The sequence below is a fragment of the Klebsiella sp. PL-2018 genome, from assembly GCF_019048985.1.
Taxonomy (GTDB): domain Bacteria; phylum Pseudomonadota; class Gammaproteobacteria; order Enterobacterales; family Enterobacteriaceae; genus Klebsiella; species Klebsiella michiganensis.
This window is the reverse complement of sequence record NZ_CP077673.1, coordinates 109,151-132,158: the sequence shown is the minus strand read 5'-3', so window position 1 is coordinate 132,158 and position 23,008 is coordinate 109,151. Positions and strand designations below refer to the sequence as shown.

19 protein-coding genes and 3 pseudogenes are annotated in these 23,008 nt (G+C 54.2%); 2 read left to right on the top strand and 20 right to left on the bottom strand.

The window, feature by feature from the left end:
* Positions 1-22: 22 nt before the first annotated feature.
* The 4 genes and pseudogenes from MKleb_RS00605 to MKleb_RS00590 all read right to left on the bottom strand — a co-directional run.
* Positions 23-1,033: a LacI family DNA-binding transcriptional regulator gene (locus MKleb_RS00605; RefSeq protein WP_025106553.1), complete on the bottom strand. Its 1,011-nt coding sequence runs from the start codon at positions 1,031-1,033 to the stop codon at positions 23-25.
* A gap of 323 nt (positions 1,034-1,356) precedes the next feature.
* Positions 1,357-1,938, bottom strand: a complete 582-nt coding sequence (locus MKleb_RS00600) for a helix-turn-helix domain-containing protein (RefSeq protein ID WP_025106552.1) — start codon at positions 1,936-1,938, stop codon at positions 1,357-1,359.
* Between the two features lie 30 nt (positions 1,939-1,968).
* Positions 1,969-2,217 carry a YceK/YidQ family lipoprotein gene (locus tag MKleb_RS00595; RefSeq protein ID WP_392388737.1) on the bottom strand — a complete coding sequence of 83 codons (249 nt, stop codon included), beginning with the start codon at positions 2,215-2,217 and terminating at the stop codon, positions 1,969-1,971.
* Positions 2,218-2,254: 37 nt separating this feature from the next.
* Positions 2,255-2,431 (bottom strand): annotated as a pseudogene (locus MKleb_RS00590) (mechanosensitive ion channel protein MscS); the annotation flags it as partial.
* An 81-nt stretch (positions 2,432-2,512) separates the two neighbouring features.
* Here MKleb_RS00590 and MKleb_RS00585 point away from each other — a divergent pair.
* Positions 2,513-3,696, top strand: a pseudogene (locus tag MKleb_RS00585) (IS91 family transposase).
* Positions 3,697-3,884: 188 nt separating this feature from the next.
* On the opposite strand, the pseudogene MKleb_RS00580 reads toward MKleb_RS00585, so the two are convergent.
* From MKleb_RS00580 to MKleb_RS00505, 16 genes and pseudogenes are all read right to left on the bottom strand, one after another.
* Positions 3,885-4,568 (bottom strand): annotated as a pseudogene (locus tag MKleb_RS00580) (mechanosensitive ion channel domain-containing protein); the annotation flags it as partial.
* 197 nt (positions 4,569-4,765) lie between these two features.
* Positions 4,766-5,056, bottom strand: coding sequence for a hypothetical protein (locus tag MKleb_RS00575; protein ID WP_025106549.1), 291 nt, complete (start codon positions 5,054-5,056; stop codon positions 4,766-4,768).
* A gap of 170 nt (positions 5,057-5,226) precedes the next feature.
* Positions 5,227-6,951, bottom strand: coding sequence for a PglL family O-oligosaccharyltransferase (locus tag MKleb_RS00570; protein WP_025106548.1), 1,725 nt, complete (start codon positions 6,949-6,951; stop codon positions 5,227-5,229).
* Position 6,952: 1 nt separating this feature from the next.
* Entirely contained in the window at positions 6,953-7,648 is a 696-nt protein-coding gene (locus tag MKleb_RS00565) for a fimbrial biogenesis chaperone (RefSeq protein ID WP_025106547.1), read from the bottom strand.
* A 7-nt stretch (positions 7,649-7,655) separates the two neighbouring features.
* Positions 7,656-8,171 (bottom strand): fimbrial protein, encoded by a 516-nt coding sequence (locus tag MKleb_RS00560; protein WP_025106546.1) that lies wholly within the window; start codon positions 8,169-8,171, stop codon positions 7,656-7,658.
* Positions 8,171-8,713, bottom strand: coding sequence for a fimbrial protein (locus tag MKleb_RS00555; protein WP_033836671.1), 543 nt, complete (start codon positions 8,711-8,713; stop codon positions 8,171-8,173). Before MKleb_RS00555 ends, MKleb_RS00560 begins: the two co-directional genes overlap by 1 nt.
* A 9-nt stretch (positions 8,714-8,722) precedes the next feature.
* Positions 8,723-9,763 (bottom strand): fimbrial protein, encoded by a 1,041-nt coding sequence (locus MKleb_RS00550; protein ID WP_170912108.1) that lies wholly within the window; start codon positions 9,761-9,763, stop codon positions 8,723-8,725.
* A complete protein-coding gene (locus MKleb_RS00545) occupies positions 9,763-12,393 on the bottom strand; it encodes a fimbrial biogenesis usher protein (RefSeq protein WP_025106543.1) in 2,631 nt (876 codons plus the stop codon). The genes MKleb_RS00550 and MKleb_RS00545 overlap by 1 nt, the downstream gene beginning before the upstream one ends.
* A gap of 19 nt (positions 12,394-12,412) precedes the next feature.
* Positions 12,413-12,973, bottom strand: a complete 561-nt coding sequence (locus tag MKleb_RS00540) for a fimbria/pilus periplasmic chaperone (RefSeq protein WP_324109975.1) — start codon at positions 12,971-12,973, stop codon at positions 12,413-12,415.
* A 222-nt stretch (positions 12,974-13,195) separates the two neighbouring features.
* Positions 13,196-13,753 carry a fimbrial protein gene (locus MKleb_RS00535; protein ID WP_014227395.1) on the bottom strand — a complete coding sequence of 186 codons (558 nt, stop codon included), beginning with the start codon at positions 13,751-13,753 and terminating at the stop codon, positions 13,196-13,198.
* A gap of 71 nt (positions 13,754-13,824) precedes the next feature.
* Complete coding sequence (locus tag MKleb_RS00530; protein ID WP_025106540.1) at positions 13,825-14,391, bottom strand: fimbrial protein; 567 nt, start codon at positions 14,389-14,391, stop codon at positions 13,825-13,827.
* A 325-nt stretch (positions 14,392-14,716) separates the two neighbouring features.
* Complete coding sequence (locus MKleb_RS00525; protein WP_029946898.1) at positions 14,717-15,412, bottom strand: winged helix-turn-helix transcriptional regulator; 696 nt, start codon at positions 15,410-15,412, stop codon at positions 14,717-14,719.
* Between the two features lie 598 nt (positions 15,413-16,010).
* Positions 16,011-16,601, bottom strand: a complete 591-nt coding sequence (locus tag MKleb_RS00520; protein WP_025106538.1) for a DapH/DapD/GlmU-related protein — start codon at positions 16,599-16,601, stop codon at positions 16,011-16,013.
* A 54-nt stretch (positions 16,602-16,655) separates the two neighbouring features.
* On the bottom strand, positions 16,656-17,921 hold the full coding sequence (locus MKleb_RS00515) for an MFS transporter (RefSeq protein WP_025106537.1): 1,266 nt from the start codon (positions 17,919-17,921) through the stop codon (positions 16,656-16,658).
* 41 nt (positions 17,922-17,962) lie between these two features.
* Entirely contained in the window at positions 17,963-20,086 is a 2,124-nt protein-coding gene (locus tag MKleb_RS00510; RefSeq protein ID WP_025106536.1) for an alpha-galactosidase, read from the bottom strand.
* A gap of 114 nt (positions 20,087-20,200) precedes the next feature.
* Positions 20,201-21,196, bottom strand: a complete 996-nt coding sequence (locus tag MKleb_RS00505) for a substrate-binding domain-containing protein (protein ID WP_025106535.1) — start codon at positions 21,194-21,196, stop codon at positions 20,201-20,203.
* A gap of 534 nt (positions 21,197-21,730) precedes the next feature.
* Between MKleb_RS00505 and MKleb_RS00500 the strand changes: the two genes are divergently transcribed.
* Positions 21,731-22,990 carry an MFS transporter gene (locus tag MKleb_RS00500; RefSeq protein ID WP_025106534.1) on the top strand — a complete coding sequence of 420 codons (1,260 nt, stop codon included), beginning with the start codon at positions 21,731-21,733 and terminating at the stop codon, positions 22,988-22,990.
* The last annotated feature ends 18 nt before the right edge of the window (positions 22,991-23,008 follow it).

The window sequence follows — 23,008 nt, the reverse complement described above, 5'->3', positions numbered from 1 at the left end:
GCCATTTCTAAACATAAATCCCTTACAGGGAAGTAATATTAATTTTTACGCTGCTCTCACGAATAATTAACCGCGAGACAATTTCGTGCATTTCAATACTGTCCGGCTGCTGTTGATGTTTCACCATCTGAAACGCGAGGTGAGCAATTTCATTTACCGGCTGTGCAACGCTGGTGATTTTTTTAGTTTGCGCCAGCAGGGTATTATCAAAGCTGGCAATTGCAATATCTTCAGGAACGGAGATGCCCTTTTCTTTTAGCCCATCGATAATATAGTTTGCCGCAATATCGTTATACACTAACAGACATGTACAGGTTCGCGTCGGCTCGCTGAGTTTCTCGATAATGTCATCAAGAATACTAATATGGCCTGATATCTTTTCACCCTCGCCTTTGGCTATCCAGAACGAATTATCTCTAGCAAGCTTTAAACCGTGACTCGCTATTTTTTTGCTGTACGACGAGACCTTGCGGCTATCCACCCCTTCCTGGGCAACAAAGCCAAATGAAAGATGGCCCGTATGAATAAAATGTTCCGCAATACTTTCCGCCCCCCGATCCTGGTTAATCGATACGGAATTGAAGAACCGGGACACCTGGGTGACAACGGCGACCGGGATCCGGGTAATGCTTAACCATTCTGAAAGTTCAGCTTCAGCCTCTGTCGGCACCCATAGCAAGCTGTCAATTCCCATCCCCACTAAGGTCTGAATAATATGTTTATCCTGCTGCGGCTGATTCTGATGCGTTTTAACGATCACCGATTTGCCGATATACCGGGCCTCTTCTTCCACCGTCGCCAACAGTTCGCAGAAGTGAGGATTCACCAGATTAGGCAAAACCACACCAATCAGCCCTGAACATTTCCCGCTAAGCTGAAACGAACTCTTGCTGGGGACATAGCAGAGATAATCCATCGCATCACGCACCGCCTGCCGCGTTTCCGGCACGACGCTGGGATGATTGTTGAGCACTCGCGACACGGTCGCCGTCGAGACCCCAGCTCTTTTCGCTACGTCTTTAATGGATGCCATGATGATTGAATACGCCCCCTAACACTGGCGCTCACTATAAATGGCGAGCGCGGTTGAAAATGTAAGCCAGTTCACATGTTGCTTTGTTACATGGAATCACGTTTAGCCTTCGCAAATTCATCACCCTATTAGGGGTTTTTATTAAAACCTGGCGAGAATATATTACGGACACCATCAACAGGAAAGCAGAATACAGGAAGGGAGAATAAGAGATTATGCTATTGCTGCGAGATGGCGTTGGCTGGCGCGATAAATACGCAGCATGCGGGGATCCGGGGATGGCCTATGAACGCCTGGCCACGGCAGCCTGCGGCGCGCGACCATTAGCGTTTAAATTGTAGAATTAAAGATGACATGCTGGGCGCGCCGAGTTTTTTCAGCGCTTTGATTTTATGCGTGCTCACGGTTTTAATCGTAATACCCAGTGATTTCCCTATGTGATGATACTGCTTTCCGCAGCACAGCATCCTGATAACTTGATACTCTTTATGGGTCAGCAGGGCCTCCCAGCGGGAGATATAATTATTACAATGGTAGCCCTTCAGTATCAGTGTAAAATATTGCCATATTTCATCTTCAGTTGAGGAAACATGATAGCGCGCATAGTGCGGCAAATCGGAAAGGCTGCTCCAGAATGAGCGAAAAACAAACACGGCGATGTCCCTGGCCTGCTTTTTTAGATAATCGCCAAAAACAAACGCATCGTAGATGTTTTCTCCCTCACCAAACGTCTCCATTAGCACGCCGGAGAGCGTAACGCTCTCCATTAATGCTTTTAAAGACTTCAGATCGTGACAAAAGTGCAGTTGAATAGCGGGCATCGCCTTTTGTTCATGCAGGCTATTCAGTCCCAAACAGAAATAACGATTTGGTGACATTACCGCCACATGTAAAATAGAACTCATAATGAATAAACACCATCTTATAATATATATTTATTTTTTGGAGTGAATTAGCCAAGGGCCGTGGAAATAATCAACCGGCAGCATCAGCGTATCACCAATAAACGACAGCGGCGTATCCAGGGTCCATAATGTTCCCTGAAGATAATTATAATCATATTCGCTGTCACCGCGGATCACCGCGATATCCGTTTTAACCCCTGGATACCACGTTTCGCCCTCCGCCAGAGAGGTTCTTCCCATAACGCTGCCGCAGCCCGTCAGCAGGAAACAGACAGCCATACAACCCATCGCTTTCGGATTCATATCATCTCAGCCATCAGGATAATGTCGGTACCGTGCCGGCGACGCGAATATCCATCTGCGGATAAGGAATGGCAATATGATGTTCGTCCAGCGCCTCTTTAATATTCTCCAGCAGATCGTAATAGGTATCCCAGTAATGGGCGTTTTTCACCCACACGCGCACGGTAAAATTAAGTGACGAGGCGCCAAGTAGGCAGCCTGACGGCTGCGACTTGTTATGGCCTTCGGCGACTGTTATAACTTCAGCTCCCACTTCTTCTGTGAAATGATTATGCTTCCCCGCTTCGCCGATATCTTTCAGCAAGGCAACCGCTGGCTTAGCTGGTTTCACAAACAGCCTGAAGGTTCTGTTCGTCCCGCTGTCATTGAGGCCGTCACTAAAATCATGGCCTGCGGCACCACGCTCATGGGATACACCTGCTGGCGCTGTCCTGACCCCGGATGTGGCCACTCAAAAAAGTCTGCTTCCGCTGTAAAAGCCGCTCCTGCCCCCACTGCGGCGTAAAAGCAGGCGAAGTCTGGATACAGTATCTTCTCGCCCTGGTGCCCGACGGTGAATGGCAGCATATCACCTTCACTGTCCCCTGTGACTTCTGGCCCCTGATATACCATAACCGCTGGCTGCTCGCCGAAATGAGCCGCCTCGCGGCCGATGTTATCCTGGAAACCGGCCGACGCGGCGACTTTCTGCCGGGCTGCTTCAGCGTCATCCATACCTGGGGGCGCGACCAGCAGTGGCATCCGCATATTCACCTTTCCACAACGGCCGGCGGGATTACTGACACCAGTACCTGGAAGAAAGTGCAGTTTTACGCCCGTAACGTGATGCCGATGTGGCGCTGGCGTATCACTGACCTGCTGCGCCGGGAATTCTGGCGGCTGGAGATACCGGCAACCCTGGCTGCAGAAAGTCGCTGCAGGCAGGACTGGAATCGCTTTCTGGACCGGCACTACAGAAGAAAATGGAATGTGCGGGTGTCGAAGGTGATGGACAACGCCACGCACGTGGCGATGTACTTCGGGGCTTACCTTAAGAAGCCCCCGGTGTCGATGAGCCGGCTGGAGCACTACGCCGGGCGGGATGATATTATCATGCGCTACCGCAGTCACCGGACAAAGCAGGAGGAGACGCTGACGCTGAGCGGGGATGAGTTTATGGAACGCTTTTCCTGGCATGTGCCGGAGAAACGGTTCCGGATGGTGCGGTATTACGGTTTTCTGAGTCCGTCAAAGCGGGCCGTGCTGGAAGTCGTGTATCTGTTAACAGAGACGCAGCGTAAAACGGCGCGGAAGGTGACATGGCGGGGGCTGTACCAGCGGCTGCTGAAAGTGGACCCACTGGCGTGCATTTTGTGCGGGAAGATAATGTGTTTCGGCGGGCTGAAACGGGGGCAGCGGCTTGCGGAACTGATGGCCCGGCATGAGCAGCTGGCGCAGATGAAAATGTGCGGTTAGGCGCGGATGCAGGGAAGATCCGTCCACAGCGCAGGGAAAGTTTAAAAGACGGTCAGTTAATCGATATCACCGATAAATGAGCGATTACTGATTGAAGCAAACAATCACCAGACCTCCGTCAGCGCTGGCCGGGAGTCAAAAATGGTGGTTGTTTGTTGTTCAGTTTCAGGTTTTAATTCCTATCAATCAAGTTCGGCCAGACGAACGGTGGTGTCGCGCTGCCGATCGATGCGTTTGTCAGCATCGATGACCGCCAGAATAACGCGTTTCACTTCCGCAATCCGGCTATCGTAGCCAACGCTAATCATCAAATCGATACGCCGGAAGGGATGGCGCGAATAGTTTACGATGCTGTCGGCGATAATTTTACCGTTCGGGATCACCACATCTTTATTATCCGCGGTGAGCAAGGTGGTAGAAAATATATGTACGGTTTCCACCACTCCGGTAATGGCGCCGATCTGCACCAGGTTTCCGGCCCGGAAAGGACGTAGCGTCACTAACAGTACGCCAGCGGCAAAATTTGATAGCGATCCCTGCAGCGCAAGCCCCACCGCCAGCCCCGCCGCGCCGATGACCGCAATAATTGAGGACGTTTCTATGCCTAAACGGCCTAGCGCGGCGATGGCCGCAAACGCCAGCGTGATATAGCGCACCAGGGCGGCAAAGAAATGGATAACGGTAATATCTACCCTGCGCCGCAAAAGTATTTTCTCGATACCTTTAGATAATAAAGTTGAGACAACCCGGCCGATAAAAAAGAGAATACAAGCGGCAATCACGTTCCAGCCATACTGAAGAATCGTGTCACCATGCCCTTCTAACCACTCCAGCGACGAAGCGATCTGCGGAAATAAAACCACCTTAGCCATATATTATTTCTTTTCTGCGTAAAACATATAAGGAATAGTATAGAGGAATATGTGGTGATTCAATAAATTCGCAGCGATAAAGTGGTCGTAGATTGTAAGAATAATAAAATTATGTAATTTCTTGCTAACATATTAATTTTCTGACGAGATAAATATCTTCAACCCGATGAGCTGAAGATATTTAAATGTCATTAAACTTAATAGTAATTAATCGTTAACTGTTCAAGCTGCTTTTGTTTATCAAGAAATGTTTTTTGCACCACGGCATTACTGACATCCAGCGAAACGCTGCTGACGTGCGCCGCGGAATAATGAGAAACGGTCTTATCGCGATAACAGAATAATTCATTTTGACCGGGCTTGTTCCAGCATCCCGACTCCACAACGGTGCCAATGAAGCGGACTTTTCCGGTATGGCCGGCGTAGCAGAAAGAAGAAGTGCAGGCGAGAAGTAAAGCCGCTGCGGCAGTGCATTTACGTGCGTCCATGGGGTAACACTCCTGTGTTGGGCATTTTTGAAATCAATTTCAAACCACAGGAGATAATTACACTGCTAATTATATTCGATCAATGCTTTTTTAGCCCCGACCCGCAATATACGTAAAAAGGCTCAGCTGCCTCTGCGACGCTGAGCCCGCGGTCATAACCGGCATCGGCACTACGATGAAAAACGCCGGTCCTCAGGATAGAGCCGCCGGGCCTCCTCGCGCAAAGCCCGGGCGTTTTTCTGTTGCCCAAGATACCGCTCGACGTTAATAAGATTGTTGTACATATCGGCGTCGTTCCACACCGCAATCCAGCGCCTGCCGATCTGGTTGAAAGCCTCCAGGTCCTCGACGTTAGCGCTCGACTGATAGCGGATGATATAGCTGAGCGCCCGATCTTTACGCAGCCTTTCGCTGCCGATGCCGATGTCATGCAGCCGCAGTACGCGGCTGGCAAAACGCTGCGGCGACTGCTGAAAAGCGGTCAGGTAGTGCCCCTGCCAGAAGGCGCAGCCGGTGAGCAGCGCGCCGTAGCAGGCCAGGATCATCAGCGCGCAGGGTACCGGCCGCGTGGAGGGCGCGGTGAATGCGGGCAGTGGCGCCTGTTCGCCGGACGGACAGCGATCGGCCAGGTTAACCAGGATAAGAACGAACAACCAGTGTACCGGCGATTGATACAGCGGATACTCCAGCTGCGTGTGCAGCAAAATGGGCATCAGGCAAGCCAGCAGCGCCAGCTGCCGTACGCCGGGGCGGCGCAGCAGTAGCCAGAATCCGCTAACGCCCAGCACCAGCAGCCCGAGCAGGGCGACCGCTCCGCCCTCGACCCACCAGAACAGCAGGTCATTATGCGGATAGGTTAACCCCGGGACCCGACGGGACAACGGCGGGACGCTATCGGCCACGAAATGGGCAAAGGACCAGGCGTATCCCCCGTAGCCCCAGCCGACGATCGGATGCTGCAGTATCATGTTCCAGGTCTGCTGCAGAATAAAAACCCGCTCAAGATTCGAGCCGTCATGTTCATGCAGGGCGTTGAGTAACGAGACCGATAGCAGGGCAAGCCCCAGCAGCACGCCGGCCACCGGCGCCAGTACGACACGCCAGCGGGCCCCGCGCGCGGCGGAGCGGCGTAACGGCGAGAAGCAAAAAATGGTCACCATCATCAGCCAGCAGACCACGCCGCCCAGCCATCCGGTGCGGGATTTCAGCAGGGTCAGCGTGGCGTAGAGCAGCCCGAGCCCGAGCGCGCTTCCCCACTGACGATATCTCTCCCTCGCGACGCTGCGGCAGACAAAGCGGACGTCGACCGTCAGCCACAGCAGCACCGCGGCGCCGGTGGCAATAAAGGAACCGGTGACGTTGCGTTGCAGAAAAACGCCGATCGCGAACTGTCCGGCCTGGCGCTGCGCCGCCTGCGCCGGCAGCGGCAGCCAAGCCGGATGGCCGATCCCCACCAGCGCATAAACCGCCTGAATCAGAGTGGCGGTGACGATCAGCCACAGTACGGTCTGCTGCTGACGCGGCGTGAGCCGACAGTTCAGCAGCAGATAATAAAACGCCACGCCCGCCCACAGGCCCGCCAGGCGCGGGAAGGCATCCAGCCGCCAGTCGGCGGAGGGGCTCCAGAGCAGGGGCAGCGTCAGCAGTAACGCCGCCAGCGCCATGCCGCGCAGGAACGGGCTGCTGCGCAGTCTCTGATGCCGCAAAAACCAGGCGCAGCCGACCATCGTGACCAGCAGCACGCCCCAGACCAGCAGCGGTTCCGGTAAATCGGCGCCGCTGCCGCCGGTGCTGGGCAGGACAATATGCATGACGCCAAGCAGGATCAGCGCCAGCATCATAAGGAGCCAGCGGGAGGCCGCCGTTTCCGGCTCTCCCCTGAGTTCTGCGTGCATCTTATTGCCCCTTCCTGGCCTGCGCATCGGGCGAAATACGCATGGCCGGCATGGCCCGACCATAGTCGTTAAGGGTCTGCCACTGCAGCGCGCAGCCGCCCTGCGCCGGACACCACGCCACCGAGCGGCTGGAAAGCGGCGCGACCATCCCGGCCCCGGCGATACTCTGGCCGTTGGCCTGCATATTCAGCAGCGTGACGTAAAACGGCGTCGGGTTCTGCACCGTTACCGTTTTCCCCTGGCGCTGCCAGCGCAGCTGGCGATAAGCCTGCTGTGAATCCCCCTGGATGCCTTTCGGGCGATAAAACAGCTTCATGCGGCTGCGCACCGCAATCTGCAGGGTATTCTGCTGCTGACTGTCGGCCTGAGGGATATTGGCCACCGTGACCCAAAACAGACTTTCGCGGTCCGCCGGCAGCTGGCCGCTGGTGTACATCACGCGAATTTCATTTTCTTTGTGGCCGTTTAGCGCAAAGACCGGGGGCGTCGCCACAAAAGGCACCGCCGCGTGCGGGTCGCCATCGGCGACGATTTTGCTCAGAATCAAGTAGCGCGAGGGCGATTGATTGATCACCCGGAACGATATCGATGGCTTACCCTCATTATAAATAAAGCGGGTTCCCCCGATGACCACGCCCGCCTGCGCCTGAAGGGATAAGGCGCTGAGCGCCAGCAGTACAGCGATTTTTCTCAACATGGACAGGCTACTGATAGGTCAGGCTAAAGGTGGTCGTGGCGTCAACGCTGCCGGCGGTAACCGGGTTGCTCGTCGCCACCATCTCACCATAAAAGGTGAGGTTCTGGCTGGTTTGCTGCGGGTCGAGCGTATACTGCCTGCTGGCGCTGTTCAGCGGCACCAGCGTACGCTGGCTGTCTAAGATCGCCACCCCGACGCCCGCGGCGCTGCCCGCCTGGCTGGTTAACGCCAGCAGGGCGCTGTTGGTCGTATCCGCCTCGCCGGTAAAGGTTAATGAGACCGCCGACGCCGCGCTGCCGCAGTTTTCCAGCCCGATGGTGAACGCTATCGGCTGGGAGGCGCTGCCGGCCGCGGTAAACTGTTTCGCCGCAATGTCGCCCAGGGTCACCTGCTGGTTCGCGGTATCGGTGGTCACGGTGCAGGTGTTTCCCTGGATCGTGCCAGTAATGTTTACGGTGCCGTCGTGGGCCAGCGCTGAGCAGGACAAGCCGGATAGCGATAACAGCAGGATCGTCTTTTTCATTATTGATAGCTCACATCAAAATAGAGTACCGAAGAGGCGTTGCCGGGCGTAACCGGCACCGCGGTAGCTTTATAGCGCAGGCGAAACGTCAGATCGTTATTGCCCTGGGTAATCGGGTACCCGTTATCGGTACTGTTAATCGCAATCGCGTTCATACTGCTGTCCAGCAGCTCAATCGCCACGCCGCTGGCCATTCCGCCGCCGCCGGAGGTATCGGAGAGGGCTAACAGCGATGGGTCGCTGCCGTCCGACGTGCCGCTAAAGGCCACCGTCGACTGGCTGATCGCCGAGGTGCAGTTATTTAATTTGATATCAAACTGCTTCCACTCCGAGGTATCGCCGACGTTTTTAAATATCCCGGCGCTGAAATCGCCGATATGGATAGTCTGGTTCTGGCTGGCGGTGTCGATATCGCAGCTTTCCGCGACGATTGTACCGGTCATATCCAGCTCAACCTGGCCAGTATTAATATCATCGGCGATAGCGCTATGAACGCCCGCGAGCGCCAGCAACAGGGGAAAGAGTGTTTTTGCCGCTTTCATCTTTTTTCCTCAGGCGAAGTCAACGCGAATATAGGCCGTCGCCGAAAAGGTCCCCTCTGCCGGGGCGTTTCCGGTGGTGCTAATCGGCGCGGCGTGGAAAGTCACCGTCGCCTGCAGGTTGTCGTCCAGCTGGAACGGGATCAGACCGCTGTTCGGCTCAATCACCTTGCCGCTGCTATCGGTGATCTGCACCCCGACATCGCTGTTGCTGGTTTTAATCGCCGCCGGTTCATCCGCCGAAGCATCCGCCTGGAAGCGGACCGTCAAATTAGCATTAGCCTCTATGCCGTTACATTTAATCGGTACCGAAATCGTTTTTGGCGTGTAGCCGGCGGGCATCTGGCCCTTATTTTTAAATTCGCCCGACATAAAGGAGCCAAAATCGACGGTCACGATTTGCCCGGCGTTAACGGAGCAGGTTTGGGGCACCGATATTTGACCATCAATATAGGCTGAGGCTACGGGTGCACCTTTTATAAAATCACTGCCGACGGTGTACCATAAATCAAATATTTTTACATGGGGAAAACTCATCACCCCAACAAATTTCCGATCTATTCTGAACGTAACTCTAATATTATCACCGGTGTTGAAATCTGATCTAACCTCGTTACACGGCATTGCCCCACCTGCAGGTTTATAATGGTTATCCCACGGCAAAGGATAATATGTCCCATCAGACATATCTTTTATTTCAGACGCAACAGAAATATAGTCATTAACCTTATAAAAGGTTAAACCCCCGGAGTTTCCTGTTGAAACAAGATCCGTTGTTGTCCACTGATGTGTATAAAAGGTTGTACCTTCCTGGCAAGAACACTCAAGCGAGAATGTCCCACTACTGGTAGAAACTATGGCGGGTAAAACTTCTCCAGCTGTATTTTGCGTAGGATCGGGTACGACTTCACTGATATTAAAATCATAATTTTCTGCTGCATATCCATCAGGAACGTAGCATGAGCCCGAAGGATAAGTCGTAGCATATGCTGGAAGGCTAATTATTTTTATCAAGGCCATTAGCGCGATTGAGAGTGTGATAATACGTTTCATTACTGACACCTTTCACTTAATTTATTCACCGGCTGCTGCTTCGCGCTCTCCGGAAGTTGATATTTCACCACGCAGTGCTGTCCGGCGCTCTCGCCCCACTGCACTTCCAGCATGCCGTTCAGCGGCAGCCCGGCGAGGTAGGCCTGACCGTCGTCGCCGACGATGGTGCTGTTGCCCGCCTTCTGGCTGACCGTGGCGCCGAACGGCACCGGCTTGCCGTTATGCATCAGGGTCATCAGCGCGCGCACCCCGACGTGGGCGTTAAATTCGGCGCGCACCAGCGCCCCCTGGGTCGGCACCACGTTGGTGACCGCGTCTTCAATATCGACGTTCTGTCCCATGGAGTTGGTATTCAGCGCTACGCGGTTCTGGCGATAGGTGGTGGCGTACGGGATCACCGCGTAGCCGCGCCAGTCGGTTTTCACCCCGGTGGCGTTTTCCAGCTCGACCCCAGCCGCCCCCGGCGCTTTCACCAGAATGTTGGTGTCGCCGAGCGGCTGGCTAAGGGTAACGCCGTTGCGGTGAACCACCACGCCGCCGCTGACCCCGTAGTTCACCTGGTGATAGCCGTCGCTGTAGTTGTAGCCGGCCTGCAGGTTACCGTAGGTACCCTGATAGCTCATGTTGGCGTTGCCGCTGTTGCTGGTGCCGTGGTTGCCGTCGCTCTCCTGCACGTTATAGCTCAGGTTGTTATCCGCCAGCAGCGTACCGTTGATGCCGGTGGTCCCGGTGGTCTTACCGTGCTGATCGGTGGTGGTGCCAAAGCTCATATTGGTGGTGTTGGCCGAACGGTAGATATCCGCGCTATGGTTGCTGGAGAGCCACTGGCCAATCGGCAGCGAAATATTAAAGGCGTAGATCTGGTCCGCCTCATCTTCCCCCGGCGACTTGTCATAGTTCCACGTCAGGCTATAGGAGATGCCGTTCCAGCTGCCGTTATAACCCACCTGCAACATGCGATCTTTCTCATCGGTGTGCCAGTAGGTCTGTTCGGAGCCGGTGACAAAAATCGAGCCGATTTTGCCGACCTGCTGCGAAATATTAAGCTGCGCTTTGCCTTTTTTGGTGTAGTAGAGATCGTAGTAATCGGTCCACACCGGCTTATCCTGCTTACCGTCGTGATCCTCATCTTTCCACTCATTGTCGCCGGTATAGCCGCTCATGCTTTTATACGTCGTCTCGTCGAGGGTGTAGAACCCCTCCGTCGAGTAGCGGTAGCCCAGCAGCTGGAAGTTGGTGCCGAGATTGTTCAGCGCCTTGGCGTAGAGGAAGCGCACCGACTGGCCGTCGTGCTGGCTACCGTCGGCGAGGGTGCTGTTGGCCTGGGTGATATCGGCGGAGATCGCGCCGAAATCCCCCATGTTCAGCCCGGCACCCAGCGCGAAGGCGTGGTAGTCGTTGCTGACCTGCGAACCGCCGTACAGCGTGAAGCCATGCGGCAAGCCGTAGATTGCCGTTCCCTGGGCAAAATTGACCTCATCCTGATCATCGTTGGTGCTGCGGTATTTACCGGCGGTCAGGGCGTATTTAAGCCGCCCTTCGCGCTGCAGCAGCGGCACCGCGGAGTACGGCACGGTAAAGGTATTTTCGCTACCGTCGCTCTCTTTTACCGTCACCTGCAGGTCGCCGCTCGACGAGGTCGGGTAGAGATCGTTGATGGCAAAGGCGCCCGGCGAGACGTAGGTCTGGTAGATAACGTAGCCGTTCTGCTTGATGGTGACCCTGGCGTTGCTCTTCGCGATACCGCGGACCGTCGGCGCAAAGCCCTTCAGGCTGTCCGGCAGCATGTTGTCGTCGGAGGCAATCTGGACGCCGCGAAAGCCGAGGCTGTCGAAAACGTCCGACGGGGTGTAGCTTTCCCCGAGCGTAAGCTCCGCCTTCAGCGGCGCAATCGTACGCTCGACGTAGGTGCTGATATGCTCCCACTTATTCTCCGTTTCACCCTCGCCGCTGGTGTAGTTCCAGGTGGAGTAGTCGCGCAGGCGCCAGGCGCCGAGGTTCAGGCCGCTTTGCAGGTTGAGATAGTAGCTGTCCTCTTTGCTATCACCGCCGCTGTTGCCGCCGGTGAAGTTATAGTTCAGCAGCAGCGCGTTGATCCCCTGGTCCCACTCTTCCGGGGGGATATACCCGCGCGCGCTCTGCTTTAGCGCCGCCTGCGGCACGCTGATGTTCAGCTGCTGATGCTCAAAGTCGAACTCGGTGGAGGATTCCGGTATGGCGGCAAAGGACACGCACTGCTCCGGCGCCAGCTTCGCCAGGTCCGGGAAGGCTTTGGTATTGACCCCCATCTGTTCCAGGCGCGCGGTGGTAAAGCACGGCGCCAGCCCGGTATCATCCTGGCCGCCTTTTGCCGCTTTAAAGTTCACGTCTTCGGTGGAGACCAGCTGCTTATTCAGATAAATATCAACGTGATATTTACCCGGAGCCTGGCTATCGCCCTTTTCAAAATGCGAAAGATCGGCCACCGCGTTAGGGTCGTCCGATAAGAATGCGGGGTTAAAATAGTTATCCGCCAGCGCGGATAACGGTAATGCCGATAAGGTTGCCGGCAAAATAATACGGTATACCCGACGGCGGGCAAATAGAACCTGCATCACCGCGAGGGTGATATATTTTATTTTTAACGTCATTATTTTGCCGACCTGTTTATTATTCTATTATGGCTTTCTGTTCGGGCGAGTTTGCCCCGTAATCATTAATGGTCTGGAAGGTGATATTTCCCTGCGCGTTCGCCGGCAGTTTTAAATCCGCCTGCGACATCGGCGCCACCATTGTCGTCGGTAACGTTGCGGTACCGGCGTGAATCTGTACCAGCGTCATATAATAGGGCGTGGGGTTTTTCACCGTCAGGGTATTACCGCTTTCGTGGAAGCGCAGCTTCGCCGGCGCATCAATCGAGGCCATCGGCAGGTTTTTCGGGCGAACAAAGAGTTTAATCCGGCTCAGCACCGCGATCTGCAGGGTATTTTTCCCTTTGGTGTCTTTTGCCGCCGAGGGAATCGCTTTAACGTTCACCCAATAGAGGCTTTCGCGATCCGCCGGCAGATTATTCGGCCCGACGTACATAATGCGCAGCGTATTTTCTTTCTGCGGCTTCATCACAAACAGCGGCGGGGTGATGACAAAATCGCTGCTTTTGCTTTCGCTGGCGTTTTCCACCCATGACTGAATTAAAAAGGTGGCCTTCGGGTCGGTATTATTCACCGCCAGTGAGACCTGATTATTGCCCTGCGGATAGATGACGCGGGTGGAACCTAATGATACCCCGCCGTTCGCCGCGGCGTGCGCCTGGGTTTCGGTTTGCGCCTGCGCCGCGGCGCGGCCAGACCGGCACCGGCTAACGCCAGCGCAACCAGAGACAGGCGGGAAAAAGAAATAACGGACATAAAGTGCCTTTCACAATAAAGATTTGCCGCAGACGGCATCAGGAAATTACAAATAGGTTAACGTGAACCAGGTTTGTGCGTTTGCATCCCCTGCCACGACGGTTCTCGAGGTCGCGCGATATTTGGCGACAAAATTGAGTACGGTCGTATTGTCCTGAATAGCGGTAAAATTCATCGGCTGCGTGTTCGGGATAATTTGATTTCCCTGATTATCAAAAATGCCTAACCCGACGCCCTGCGCGCTCTGCGCACCGTCGGTCACCGCCAGTACCCCCGGATCTTTGCCATCCGTCAGGCCGCGAAAGGCCACGCTGACTTGCTGGCTTACCGTGGTATCGCAATCCTTCAGCGTAATGGTAAACGCCTGCGGATCTGTCCAGCTTCCCAGCCCATGAAATTCATTGGAGCGCACCTGCCCCATCTCAACGGTTAAATCCTCGCTACCGGCATCCACCGCGCAGGCGGCATTGACAACGGCGCCCTGAAATTCAACGTCGCCGCCCTTTACCGTTACCACGTGGTGGTTGCCCGCCTGTGCCAGAGCGGGAAACAAAAACGCCCCCGCGAGGGAAAACGCCTTCAGCCGTTGTGTAGTGAAATTCATATCTACTCCTTTCAATGACACAGCCGCCGTCCCTGGCACAGGATCCCTAAATGAAAATGACTGGCGTAACCTTACTGGTAAGTCACGTTGAACGTAGCGGTGGTATCCACGCTACCGGCAGTCGCGGTATCCGCAGTCTGGTAGTAGTCAGCGGAGAAGTTCAGGGTGTTGTCGCCGTCGATCAGCGTAACTGCCTGAGACGCGGTACCCAGATCCAGCGCAGAGCCGTCTTTGTCATAAATCTGGATGCCGACGCCTGCCGCGCTACCCGCGCCAGAGGTGTTGTCCAGCACACCAGCTTCGCCCGCGGCCGCGTTGCCGTCGAAGGTCACAGACGCCTGAGAAGCGACGGTGGTATCGCAGTCAGCCAGCTTGATGCTGAACGGGGTTTTCTGGTTAGCAACGGAGTCTTTACCGGTGAGGGCAGCCAGACGAACCTGACCCATGTTCACAATCTGGTTGCTGGTGTCTGCGGTTACCGCACAGGCTGCATCGACAACAGAGCCTTTAAACTCAACGGTGCCGCCCTGAACGGTGGAAGAAGACCCGCTGGTCGGTAAAGCAGCCATCGCAGAAGAAATACCGCCAGCCATAACCATTGCCAGAACGACGCTTTTTACCATAAATGCTTTTTTCATTTTTAATCCATACACATTAAATTGATTTTGTATTCCCTCATTAATTACCGTTTACTTTTTTATGGCCGAAGCAATTACCAGGGAACGTTCCCCGCGGCGATAAAAAAGACGGTTTAAATATAAGAAGACACTCCGTGTTGTCCTGGGAATAATTCTTACAGAGAATTTTATTAATCTAAATCAATTTTTTCGTCCAAAACTGGACATTCGAAAATGATGCAAGTCAATAATGATAATTACGTATAAAAATCATGATGTTAATAATGCAAAGAGCTGGTGCGTCTAAAAAACAGGCGTTGTTGTTAGTATACTGTTATGAAGTTATTTAAAAATCGATAGGAATTCGTTTATTAATTCCCTTCAGCACGCCTCGATGGACGCTGATGTACTCCCCCTTGCGCAGTTCAGACAGGACGTACAGTATTCCGCTGCGGGAAAGATTGGTGCGCCGCTGGATAAAATTGAGCACGTTAATCTGCTCGCGATATTCCTCAGGATAGGAGCCGAGTTCCAGGATCAACGTCCGGATCATGATGAATGATTCCACGCCAATAAACTCCTTCTCGCGGATGGCCATAACCAATAACCGATGGGCCAGAATCCGGGCGATATCATGCCAGAGATTTTGCTCGTCCATAATCTCCACAAACTTAGCAAGCGGAACCAATTGACCAGAGCAAGATGTTTCCGCAGAGAAAAAGTGCTTCGGCCTGGCCTCTACGTCGTAAAAGGTACTATATCCATCAATCAGCCCCAGTACCGAGGGGGAAAATAGCGTGGTTATCGCCATATTATTTTCACTATGGCAAACCACGCCGGTCCCCTCAAGCAGGAGTAATATATTCGCGTTATTTTCAGTATCGCAAAATTCAAATCGCTCGTCAGGCTGCAGCTCAAACGGCGTGCTAACCGGCAGCAGCGCCTGCATAATACGCTGGATCGCCAACAAAGGCCGGGTATTACGGCCAAACGCAAAGGAGCGTAAGGCACCACGGTCAAAATCTTCATCAATAATAAACATTTTTATCTCATTTTTGGCCTGCGACATTACTCAATTAAAATACTAGCACCAAATTTAAAGGAAATAAAAAAAATTAAAACACCCTTTAAGTTCAATAGGTTAAACTCATTATTCTATTTTTAAGTTGCCGCTCCCCCTGGTGATATATCGACAAAAGCATTTCCCTTTTTTTTGCATGAAAAAAATACGCTCACCGGGGAGAAATCCATTACTTTCGCCATCCATAAGCTATAAATTTATTCACATAAAAAACACATAAAAATGCTATAAAAAATCACATTATCATAAAAAATAATGGCTAAAATGATAATTAATAAGCCAGTAAATAACCATATTAACGCGTGCTCTCCTCCGCCAAAAAAGACGCAGAAAATGAATAAAAAATCGAAAAATAACGATGGCAAACGTTTGTCTGATTATAGTGGAAGGGGCTAACTTTCACGGGAAATAAGCATTCTGCGTAACGCGCGCAGTACCCTGGCAATGAATAGTCAGGCAAAAGCATCATGATGTCCCGGCGGAAATGCGTCCCCGCAGGCAGATTGCGCGACGTCTACCCGGGAGGAGGCATGAAGCGCCCGCCCGGCGCCGCGATAATTTACGCTGTAAACAGCTGAAATTTGTCTTTATCGCTATCGGCGATCGCTCTTAATACCCGGCAGGGGACCCCAGCGGCGACCACGTTCGCCGGTATGGAACGGTTCACCACGCTGCCGGCGCCAATGACCGAGTTTTTTCCGATGGTGACGCCTGGGTTGATAATCACCCCGGTGCCCAGCCAGACGCCGTCTTCAATCACCACCGGCTGAGAGAACTGCTGCTGGGTGTGCCGCAGATCCGGATGAATCGGATGGCCGGCAGTGGAAATGGTCACGTTGGGCGCAAACATCACGTTATTGCCGATGATAATGTCGGCATCATCGACCAGCGTCAGGTTGAAGTTCGCGTAAAAATTATCGCCAATGGTGGTGTGGGTGCCGTAGGCCACATGAATCGGAGGCTCTATCCAGCACTGCTTGCCCACGGCGGCGAACATCCGCTGAATAATGTCGTTTCTTAATTCCTGATTAAAGGGGTGCGAGTGGTTGTATTCGTAAGCTCGCGCCTTGCCCATCAGCCGCTGCTGCGGTAACCCATATCCTGAATCAAGATAAAGCTCGCCGCTGTTCATTCTTTCCTTCATATCCATGGTCAATATTTCCTCATTTATCAATCACATCCTTGTGAATTATCGGACTGTTTTCTACACCGTCATCGCGCTATCGCTCATCTTTTCCGACGTTGCCTTACCCGATAAGGTAAAGGCGGAGATTAACGTGACGCTCAGGGCGATGCCGCCAAGGATCATATAGGTATCCTGGAAACCGATACGGTCATACATATTCCCGGCAAAAGCGGAGAGAAAGATCGCCGCCACCTGTTTGGAAAACTGGAAGCCAACCAGGTAAATCGTCGCCGACAGGCGGACGTCAAACACGCCGGTAATATATTTAAACGCGCCTACCAGCAGGAACGGGACTTCCAGCGCATGAAGCATTTTCAGCGCCACCACTTCAGCGGCCGTCGTGGCGAACGATGATCCGATCATCCTTGCCGCCATCACCATGCCGGCAATCAGCAGGGTATTCTTCGCGCCGATGCGGTTAATAATCCACGGCGAGCTGAACATAATAATCGCGTTGCATATTTCCCCGGCGGTGGTCGCAAAACCAAAGGCGCGGGTGCCCGATTCCGGGGTGGCAAAGAAGGATTTAAAGAAGGTGGCGAACTGCTGATCGAAAACGTCATAGACGCAGGCGACGCCGATGACGTAGAGAATAAACATCCACATTTTGCGCTGACGGAACATGCGTACGGCGGTTTTTAAATCCACCGATGAGCGGTTAGCGCCCAGCGAGTCCATCACCTGTGCGGTCTGGCTGGCCTGCGGTTTCGCGATGGCCACCAGCACGACCAGTACCAGCGCGGCAGCCGAGCCCATCCAGAACACCCACTCGGGGTTAACGCTGAACAGCATCCCCGCCGTGGTGGCGCACAGCGCCCAGCCGAGGCAGCCAAAAGTCCGCGCTTTGCCGTACTCAAACCCGCTATTGCGGCTCACGCGTTCGATATAGGCTTCCATCGCCCCGGCGCCGGCGGAGAACACAAAGCCGATGTAGGCCCCGCCGCTCAGCGCCCCGAGCCAGATATTGGTTTTCAGCAGCGGCGCAAAAACGTAGAGGAAAAAGGGCGCGATCAGCACTAGCAGCACCGTCACAATCCACATCAGATGCTTTTTCAGCCCCAGCTTATCGGAGATCAAGCCCAGTATCGGCTGAAAACAGATGGCAAACAGCGACAGGCTGGAGAAAACAATGCCGGTCTCGGTTTTATTCAGGCCGATGACGTCCGATAGCCAGATCGGCAAAAACGGAAAGCAGGTGGCCATGATGAAAAAGTAGAGAAAGAAGAACAGCCCGAAAATCCAGAAATTGGGGTTGTTTTTATGGGTACAGACGGTCGGGTTCATGGTGTATTCCTCAAAAAGGGCCGACGCGCGGCCCATCGTCATCACACGCGTTGCAGGCCAATCAAAATGGCGCTTTCCGGATCGAGGACTGGCAGCGCCAGCCCCGCCTGTTGCAACCACTCACCGCTGACGGTCTGCGGCGTCGTCATCCATTCCGGCAGCTTACGCATGGTATGGCCGCCCTCTCCCGTAATCTGAATATCGGGATGGTCGAGCAGCGTCACCTCGTAACGGGCGCCCGCGTCCAGCCCCGCCACGCGCAGCGGCACCATCAGGGTGTAGTCCGGCATCGCCAGCTGGCTGACGAGGAAAATCGCCCGATGCCGATCCTCGCTCACCACGCCGTGCGCGAGGGTTGTGGCGTCCGGCATATCGATACGCCACTGCACGCCGTGATGAATGACATCGCGCCACTGCTTATGCAGCGCCGCGTATTTGCGATAGCCCACGCGCTCCTGCTCATCGGCGGTCACCGGGTCCAGCTCAAGCCCCATATGACCGAACAGCGCCGTCAGGCCGCGAAACGCAATGCTGTGCTGGCGGAAGGTGGCGTGGCAGCGGCGGTTGCCGATGTGCGCGCCCATCACTTCCGGCGGGAAGAAGTAGCTCATGCCGCGCTGGATGGTGTTGCGCTCAAGGGCATCGTTATTGTCGGAAGCCCAGAAACGATGGCTGCGCTTCAGCACTTCATAATCGATACGCCCGCCGCCGGAGGAGCAGGATTCAAATTCAATATGCGGGAAGCGGGCCACCAGCGTATCCAGCAGGCGATAGAACTGGCGAGTTTGCGCATCGGCGGCGGCTTTGCCGTTATGGGCAGGCTGCACCAGCTCGCGATTCATATCCCACTTCACATAGTCCACCGCGTGTTCGCCCAGCAGCCAGCTCATCCGTTCCAGCAGATAATCAAAGGCTTCAGGGATATTCAGGTTCAGGACAAACTGATGACGCCCGGGGATCGGCGTATAGCCCGGCAGCGCCAGCAGCCAGTCGGGATGGGCGCGGTATAAATCGGAGTTCGGGTTAATCATCTCTGGCTCAACCCAGATGCCGAACTCCATCCCCAGCGACTTCACATGGTCGATAACCGGGGTCAGACCGTCAGGGTATTTTTCCTCATCAAGATACCAGTCGCCGAGCGCCGCCCAATCGTCGTTGCGCCCTTTAAACCAGCCGTCATCAATGATAAAGCGCTCCACGCCCAGCTCCGCCGCTTCATCCGCCATGCGCATGATGTACTGCGGGTCGTGGTCGAAATAGATCCCTTCCCAGGTGTTGAGATGCACCGGGCGCGGTTTGTTGTCCGGGAAGCGAATAATCTGTTCGCGCAAATAGCGGTGGAACTGCTGGCTCATGCCGTTCAGCCCCTGCGCCGAATAGCTGGCGTAGAGGTTCGGCGTCCACAGCGTTTCCCCTTCCGCCAGGGCCATCTCACCAGGTAAATAGAGCGCTTCCGCCTGCAGGTAGCGGCGACCGTCGGTTTTCACTTCCGCCCGCAGGCGGTGGTTACCGCTCCAGCCCAGGTGCACGCCCCACACTTCGCCCTGCATCTCGCTAAAAGCGCGACTGCCGGTAATCAGCGCCGGAAAATGTTCGTGAGAAGTGCGTCCACGACGGTTTTCCAGCACAAAGCTGTCGTGTTCAAGGGTCAGACGATGGGGCTGGAATTCGCGGATCCAGCGGCCATGAAAGGCCATGACTTCGCGGGCGCGCTCGGCGACCGGTAGCGTGACCGCCAGGCGGTCCACCTGCCACGGCTGCGGGCGCAGGTTGGTTAAACCATGACGAACGCTGAGCACGCCGCTGCTATCAAGCTGAATTTCACTGCACAGCCGCAGGCCCGCCTGCGCGTCTTCGCTGAGAAGGGTTAAATTCTGCCCATCCTGCACCACCTCGGTCGTGGTAAACATCGGTGAGGCGTCCAGCCCCTGGCGGTGGCCTTCAATGCCCGGCGCGCCAAACAGACCGTGGCCCAGTTCGGCCATTAAGGTTACCGGGGAATCGACGTCGAGGCGGCCATTGGCCACCGGGCGGGCGATGCTGGCCGCATCCTGCGGCGAAAAGTGGCTTAAATGTGGCCCCCAGTAGATAATTTCGGCGAATGGACGGGTTTTGATCACCACATCGGCCGCTGCGCTTTGCAGGCGTAAAATCGAATCAGACATGAGACATCTCCACAACAAGGAATGCCTTACTGTTGATCCGAAACGTTTCGGGTGCCAACCAAAACGTTTCGGATCCGTGATCGAGTTCAGGAAATTAATCTGACGGGAGGAGAATCAGGCGGTTTCGCCGGGAATAAATTCAGGCTGCCAGAGCACCTGGAGAGAGGCGAGATCCTCGCCGGCGATTAAGCGGCGGACCATGGTGGCTATCTGGCGGCCCACGCCCTGCCGGGTGGACTGAACCACCGCGCCCACCGGGGTTTCGATGATGCTGTCCTGCGGCAAGCCGTCGTAAACCACCAGCGAGACGCGATCGGCGCCGGTGAGGCGTCCGAGCTGAGCCAGGGCCATCGCCGCGCCGTCGCCGTGGGTGTTGCAATCGGTGACAATCGCCGTTGGCGGTTCAGGCAAGCGCAGCAGCTCCATCGTTGCCTGAAACCCGCCGCGGCGGGTGGGCGGCACGCTGCGCAGCCAGGTTTCCGCCAGGCCCGCTTCGCGCAGCGCCTGCAGGTAACCGTTGCGGCGCTGGGTAATAAACGCCTGATTGTTATTTTCGCTCAGCAGCGCGATGCGCTGATGCCCCTGGCGAATCAGATGACGGGTGGCGCGGTACGTTCCCGCCTGGTTATCGAAATCAAACCAGGCGTAGGGCTGCGGCAGGCGGCTGCGCCCCAGGGCGAGAAAAGGAAAGCCGGAAGAGAGCAGCTGAATCAGGCGCGGGTCGTCGTCCAGGGTATGGGCCACGATCAGCGCATCGACGCGACGACTCTGCACCATACGCATATAGCCGTGCTTATCGGCCTGCTCATCGTCGGCAATCAGCAGTAAATCAATCTCATAGCGCGCCAGCTCGTGACTGATTTCTCCCACCATTTCAAGAAAGACGTTGTTATTCAACGGCGCGGGGCGCACGGGAAAAACGAGGCCAACGGCGTCAATTTTGCCCATTTTCAGGCGGCGGGCGAAGGTATTTGGCCGATATCCACGGCGCTGGGCTTCGGCCTCCACGCGGGCGCGCGTCTCCTGCGACACGTCATCATAGCCGTTTAGCGCGCGGCTGACGGTCGTTACCGAGATCCCAAGTTCTTTAGCAATGGCTTTCAGCGACATAAGTATCCCTGTCTTCGCGGGAGAATGCGGCTAGTGTCCCGCAATACGGGCATGGCGTCCAGCAAGAGCGACGCCGCGCGGCAATACCTGAACACCGCGGCCCTCGGCGCCTGATGATACGTCACAACGAAATGAGAGGCAGCAAGACCGTTTATTCAATGTGGCGGTAAATTAAACGCCCCCTTCCTCATAAGAAAGAGACGAAGATACGCTGTGATTCACCAAGCTGAATATATTTGAATCCGACAGGTTTACCCTATACAAATCATATGGTTGATAGATGAATGACTTGAGCGCTCAACCCTGGAAAAATAACGCAGCGTCTGGAAAACGCACATTTAATCCCCATAAATCATTCGATTTATTTTTAATTAAAATATGAAGTATGTATCGGAATTATAATTCGCAGTTTAAACAAACATGAACACGGTCTGTTCATTGATATTTATCAACTAAGAATCACTTGATAAAAGTTTTTAAAAAGAGGGAGTGATATAAAAGCAAAATAATGGAATATGTTAATAACAGGGTTTTATGTATAACTCACTACTGCCTGTTTCTTCACGGCACGCTTTATTTTTTTGTTTATTTCTTTCAACATTCGAGCTGTTAACTTATGTCGCCAGCGATGTAGTAATGCCGGGAATGCTAACGGTTATTAAAGATTTAAATGCTCAACCGCATTACGTACCGTGGTCACTTAATGCCTATTTACTTGGCGGCGTCAGCTTTCAGTGGCTTATTGGACCGGCGTCGGATAGATTTGGCCGCAGGCCTTTATTACTCATCGGCTGTGTGCTTTTTTCTGTTTCCTGCCTGGCCACGCCATGGGTAGACAATATCCAGGTTTTTACTCTCCTGCGGTTTATTCAGGGAATAGGTTTGGGGTTTGTGGTGGTGGTGAGCTATCCGGCCCTGCAGGAAGCATTCAACGAATCGGATGCGATCCGCTTAATTGCCCTGTTTGCCAATATCGCGCTGCTGTCGCCGCTGTTTGGCCCTTTGGTCGGTAGCGTTGTGCTTGCTTACCTGTCATGGCGCACGCTTTTTATTGCTATCGCGTTGATGGCGGCGCTCACCTGGTTCGGTTTGCTACGCTGGATGCCGGAGACGATCGGCGTCGTACGCGAGGATGGCAGTAAAATTGAATGTCAGCCGCTCGAGGTAAAAACCCTCGCGCGCGCTTATGGCGATTTGCTTACGAACCCACGCTGTATATCCGGCAGCGTTGCGCTTGGCCTCGTCGGGCTGCCGCTGATGGCGTGGATCGCGCTCTCCCCGCTGCTGCTGGTGCATCATCTGCAAATGAGTATGCTGGAGTACGCGCTATGGCAATTACCTGTTTTTGCGGCGTTGATTGCGGGGAATATCGTCCTTAACGTTACCGCTGAAAAATTTAAGCCGGAGCAGTTATTATACTTTTCACTCTCTCCCATATTTATCGGCATAATGCTGGCGCTGGTCATGACGCTAATATGGCAAAATATTATTGCGCTGATTATCGGCATGGCTATTTATGCTTTTGGCCTGGGCATTTGCAACGCCACGCTGTATCGCCTCACGCTATTTTCCAGCGAGCATGGAAAAGGTTCAGTATCGGCAATGATAGGCATGATTTCCGTCGCTATTTTTAGCCTCGGGGGGGCATTAATGGCCGGATTGGGCGCCGGCGACAGCCTCAGCGCATATATTATCGCGGCCACTATTCCAATGCTGGCAGCATTATTCATTATCGTTAATATATTCACCAGGCAGAAGAGGAGTAAAACGAAAATAACAGCTTCAGGCCATTAATCACTCACGGACGACTTT

Bases quoted from the DNA above. Each gene is read 5' to 3' on its own strand.
- MKleb_RS00500 (WP_025106534.1), top strand. From the start codon at position 21,731: ATGTATAACTCACTACTGCCTGTTTCTTCACGGCACGCTTTATTTTTT.
- MKleb_RS00515 (WP_025106537.1), bottom strand. From the start codon at position 17,921: ATGAACCCGACCGTCTGTACCCATAAAAACAACCCCAATTTCTGGATT.
- MKleb_RS00505 (WP_025106535.1), bottom strand. From the start codon at position 21,196: ATGTCGCTGAAAGCCATTGCTAAAGAACTTGGGATCTCGGTAACGACC.
- MKleb_RS00565 (WP_025106547.1), bottom strand. From the start codon at position 7,648: ATGTTGAGAAAAATCGCTGTACTGCTGGCGCTCAGCGCCTTATCCCTT.
- MKleb_RS00605 (WP_025106553.1), bottom strand. From the start codon at position 1,033: ATGGCATCCATTAAAGACGTAGCGAAAAGAGCTGGGGTCTCGACGGCG.
- MKleb_RS00575 (WP_025106549.1), bottom strand. From the start codon at position 5,056: ATGGACGCACGTAAATGCACTGCCGCAGCGGCTTTACTTCTCGCCTGC.
- MKleb_RS00510 (WP_025106536.1), bottom strand. From the start codon at position 20,086: ATGTCTGATTCGATTTTACGCCTGCAAAGCGCAGCGGCCGATGTGGTG.
- MKleb_RS00550 (WP_170912108.1), bottom strand. From the start codon at position 9,763: ATGAAACGTATTATCACACTCTCAATCGCGCTAATGGCCTTGATAAAA.
- MKleb_RS00600 (WP_025106552.1), bottom strand. From the start codon at position 1,938: ATGAGTTCTATTTTACATGTGGCGGTAATGTCACCAAATCGTTATTTC.
- MKleb_RS00535 (WP_014227395.1), bottom strand. From the start codon at position 13,753: ATGAATTTCACTACACAACGGCTGAAGGCGTTTTCCCTCGCGGGGGCG.
- MKleb_RS00595 (WP_392388737.1), bottom strand. From the start codon at position 2,217: ATGGCTGTCTGTTTCCTGCTGACGGGCTGCGGCAGCGTTATGGGAAGA.
- MKleb_RS00520 (WP_025106538.1), bottom strand. From the start codon at position 16,601: ATGGATATGAAGGAAAGAATGAACAGCGGCGAGCTTTATCTTGATTCA.
- MKleb_RS00525 (WP_029946898.1), bottom strand. From the start codon at position 15,412: ATGTTTATTATTGATGAAGATTTTGACCGTGGTGCCTTACGCTCCTTT.
- MKleb_RS00545 (WP_025106543.1), bottom strand. From the start codon at position 12,393: ATGACGTTAAAAATAAAATATATCACCCTCGCGGTGATGCAGGTTCTA.
- MKleb_RS00530 (WP_025106540.1), bottom strand. From the start codon at position 14,391: ATGAAAAAAGCATTTATGGTAAAAAGCGTCGTTCTGGCAATGGTTATG.
- MKleb_RS00570 (WP_025106548.1), bottom strand. From the start codon at position 6,951: ATGCACGCAGAACTCAGGGGAGAGCCGGAAACGGCGGCCTCCCGCTGG.
- MKleb_RS00560 (WP_025106546.1), bottom strand. From the start codon at position 8,171: ATGAAAAAGACGATCCTGCTGTTATCGCTATCCGGCTTGTCCTGCTCA.
- MKleb_RS00555 (WP_033836671.1), bottom strand. From the start codon at position 8,713: ATGAAAGCGGCAAAAACACTCTTTCCCCTGTTGCTGGCGCTCGCGGGC.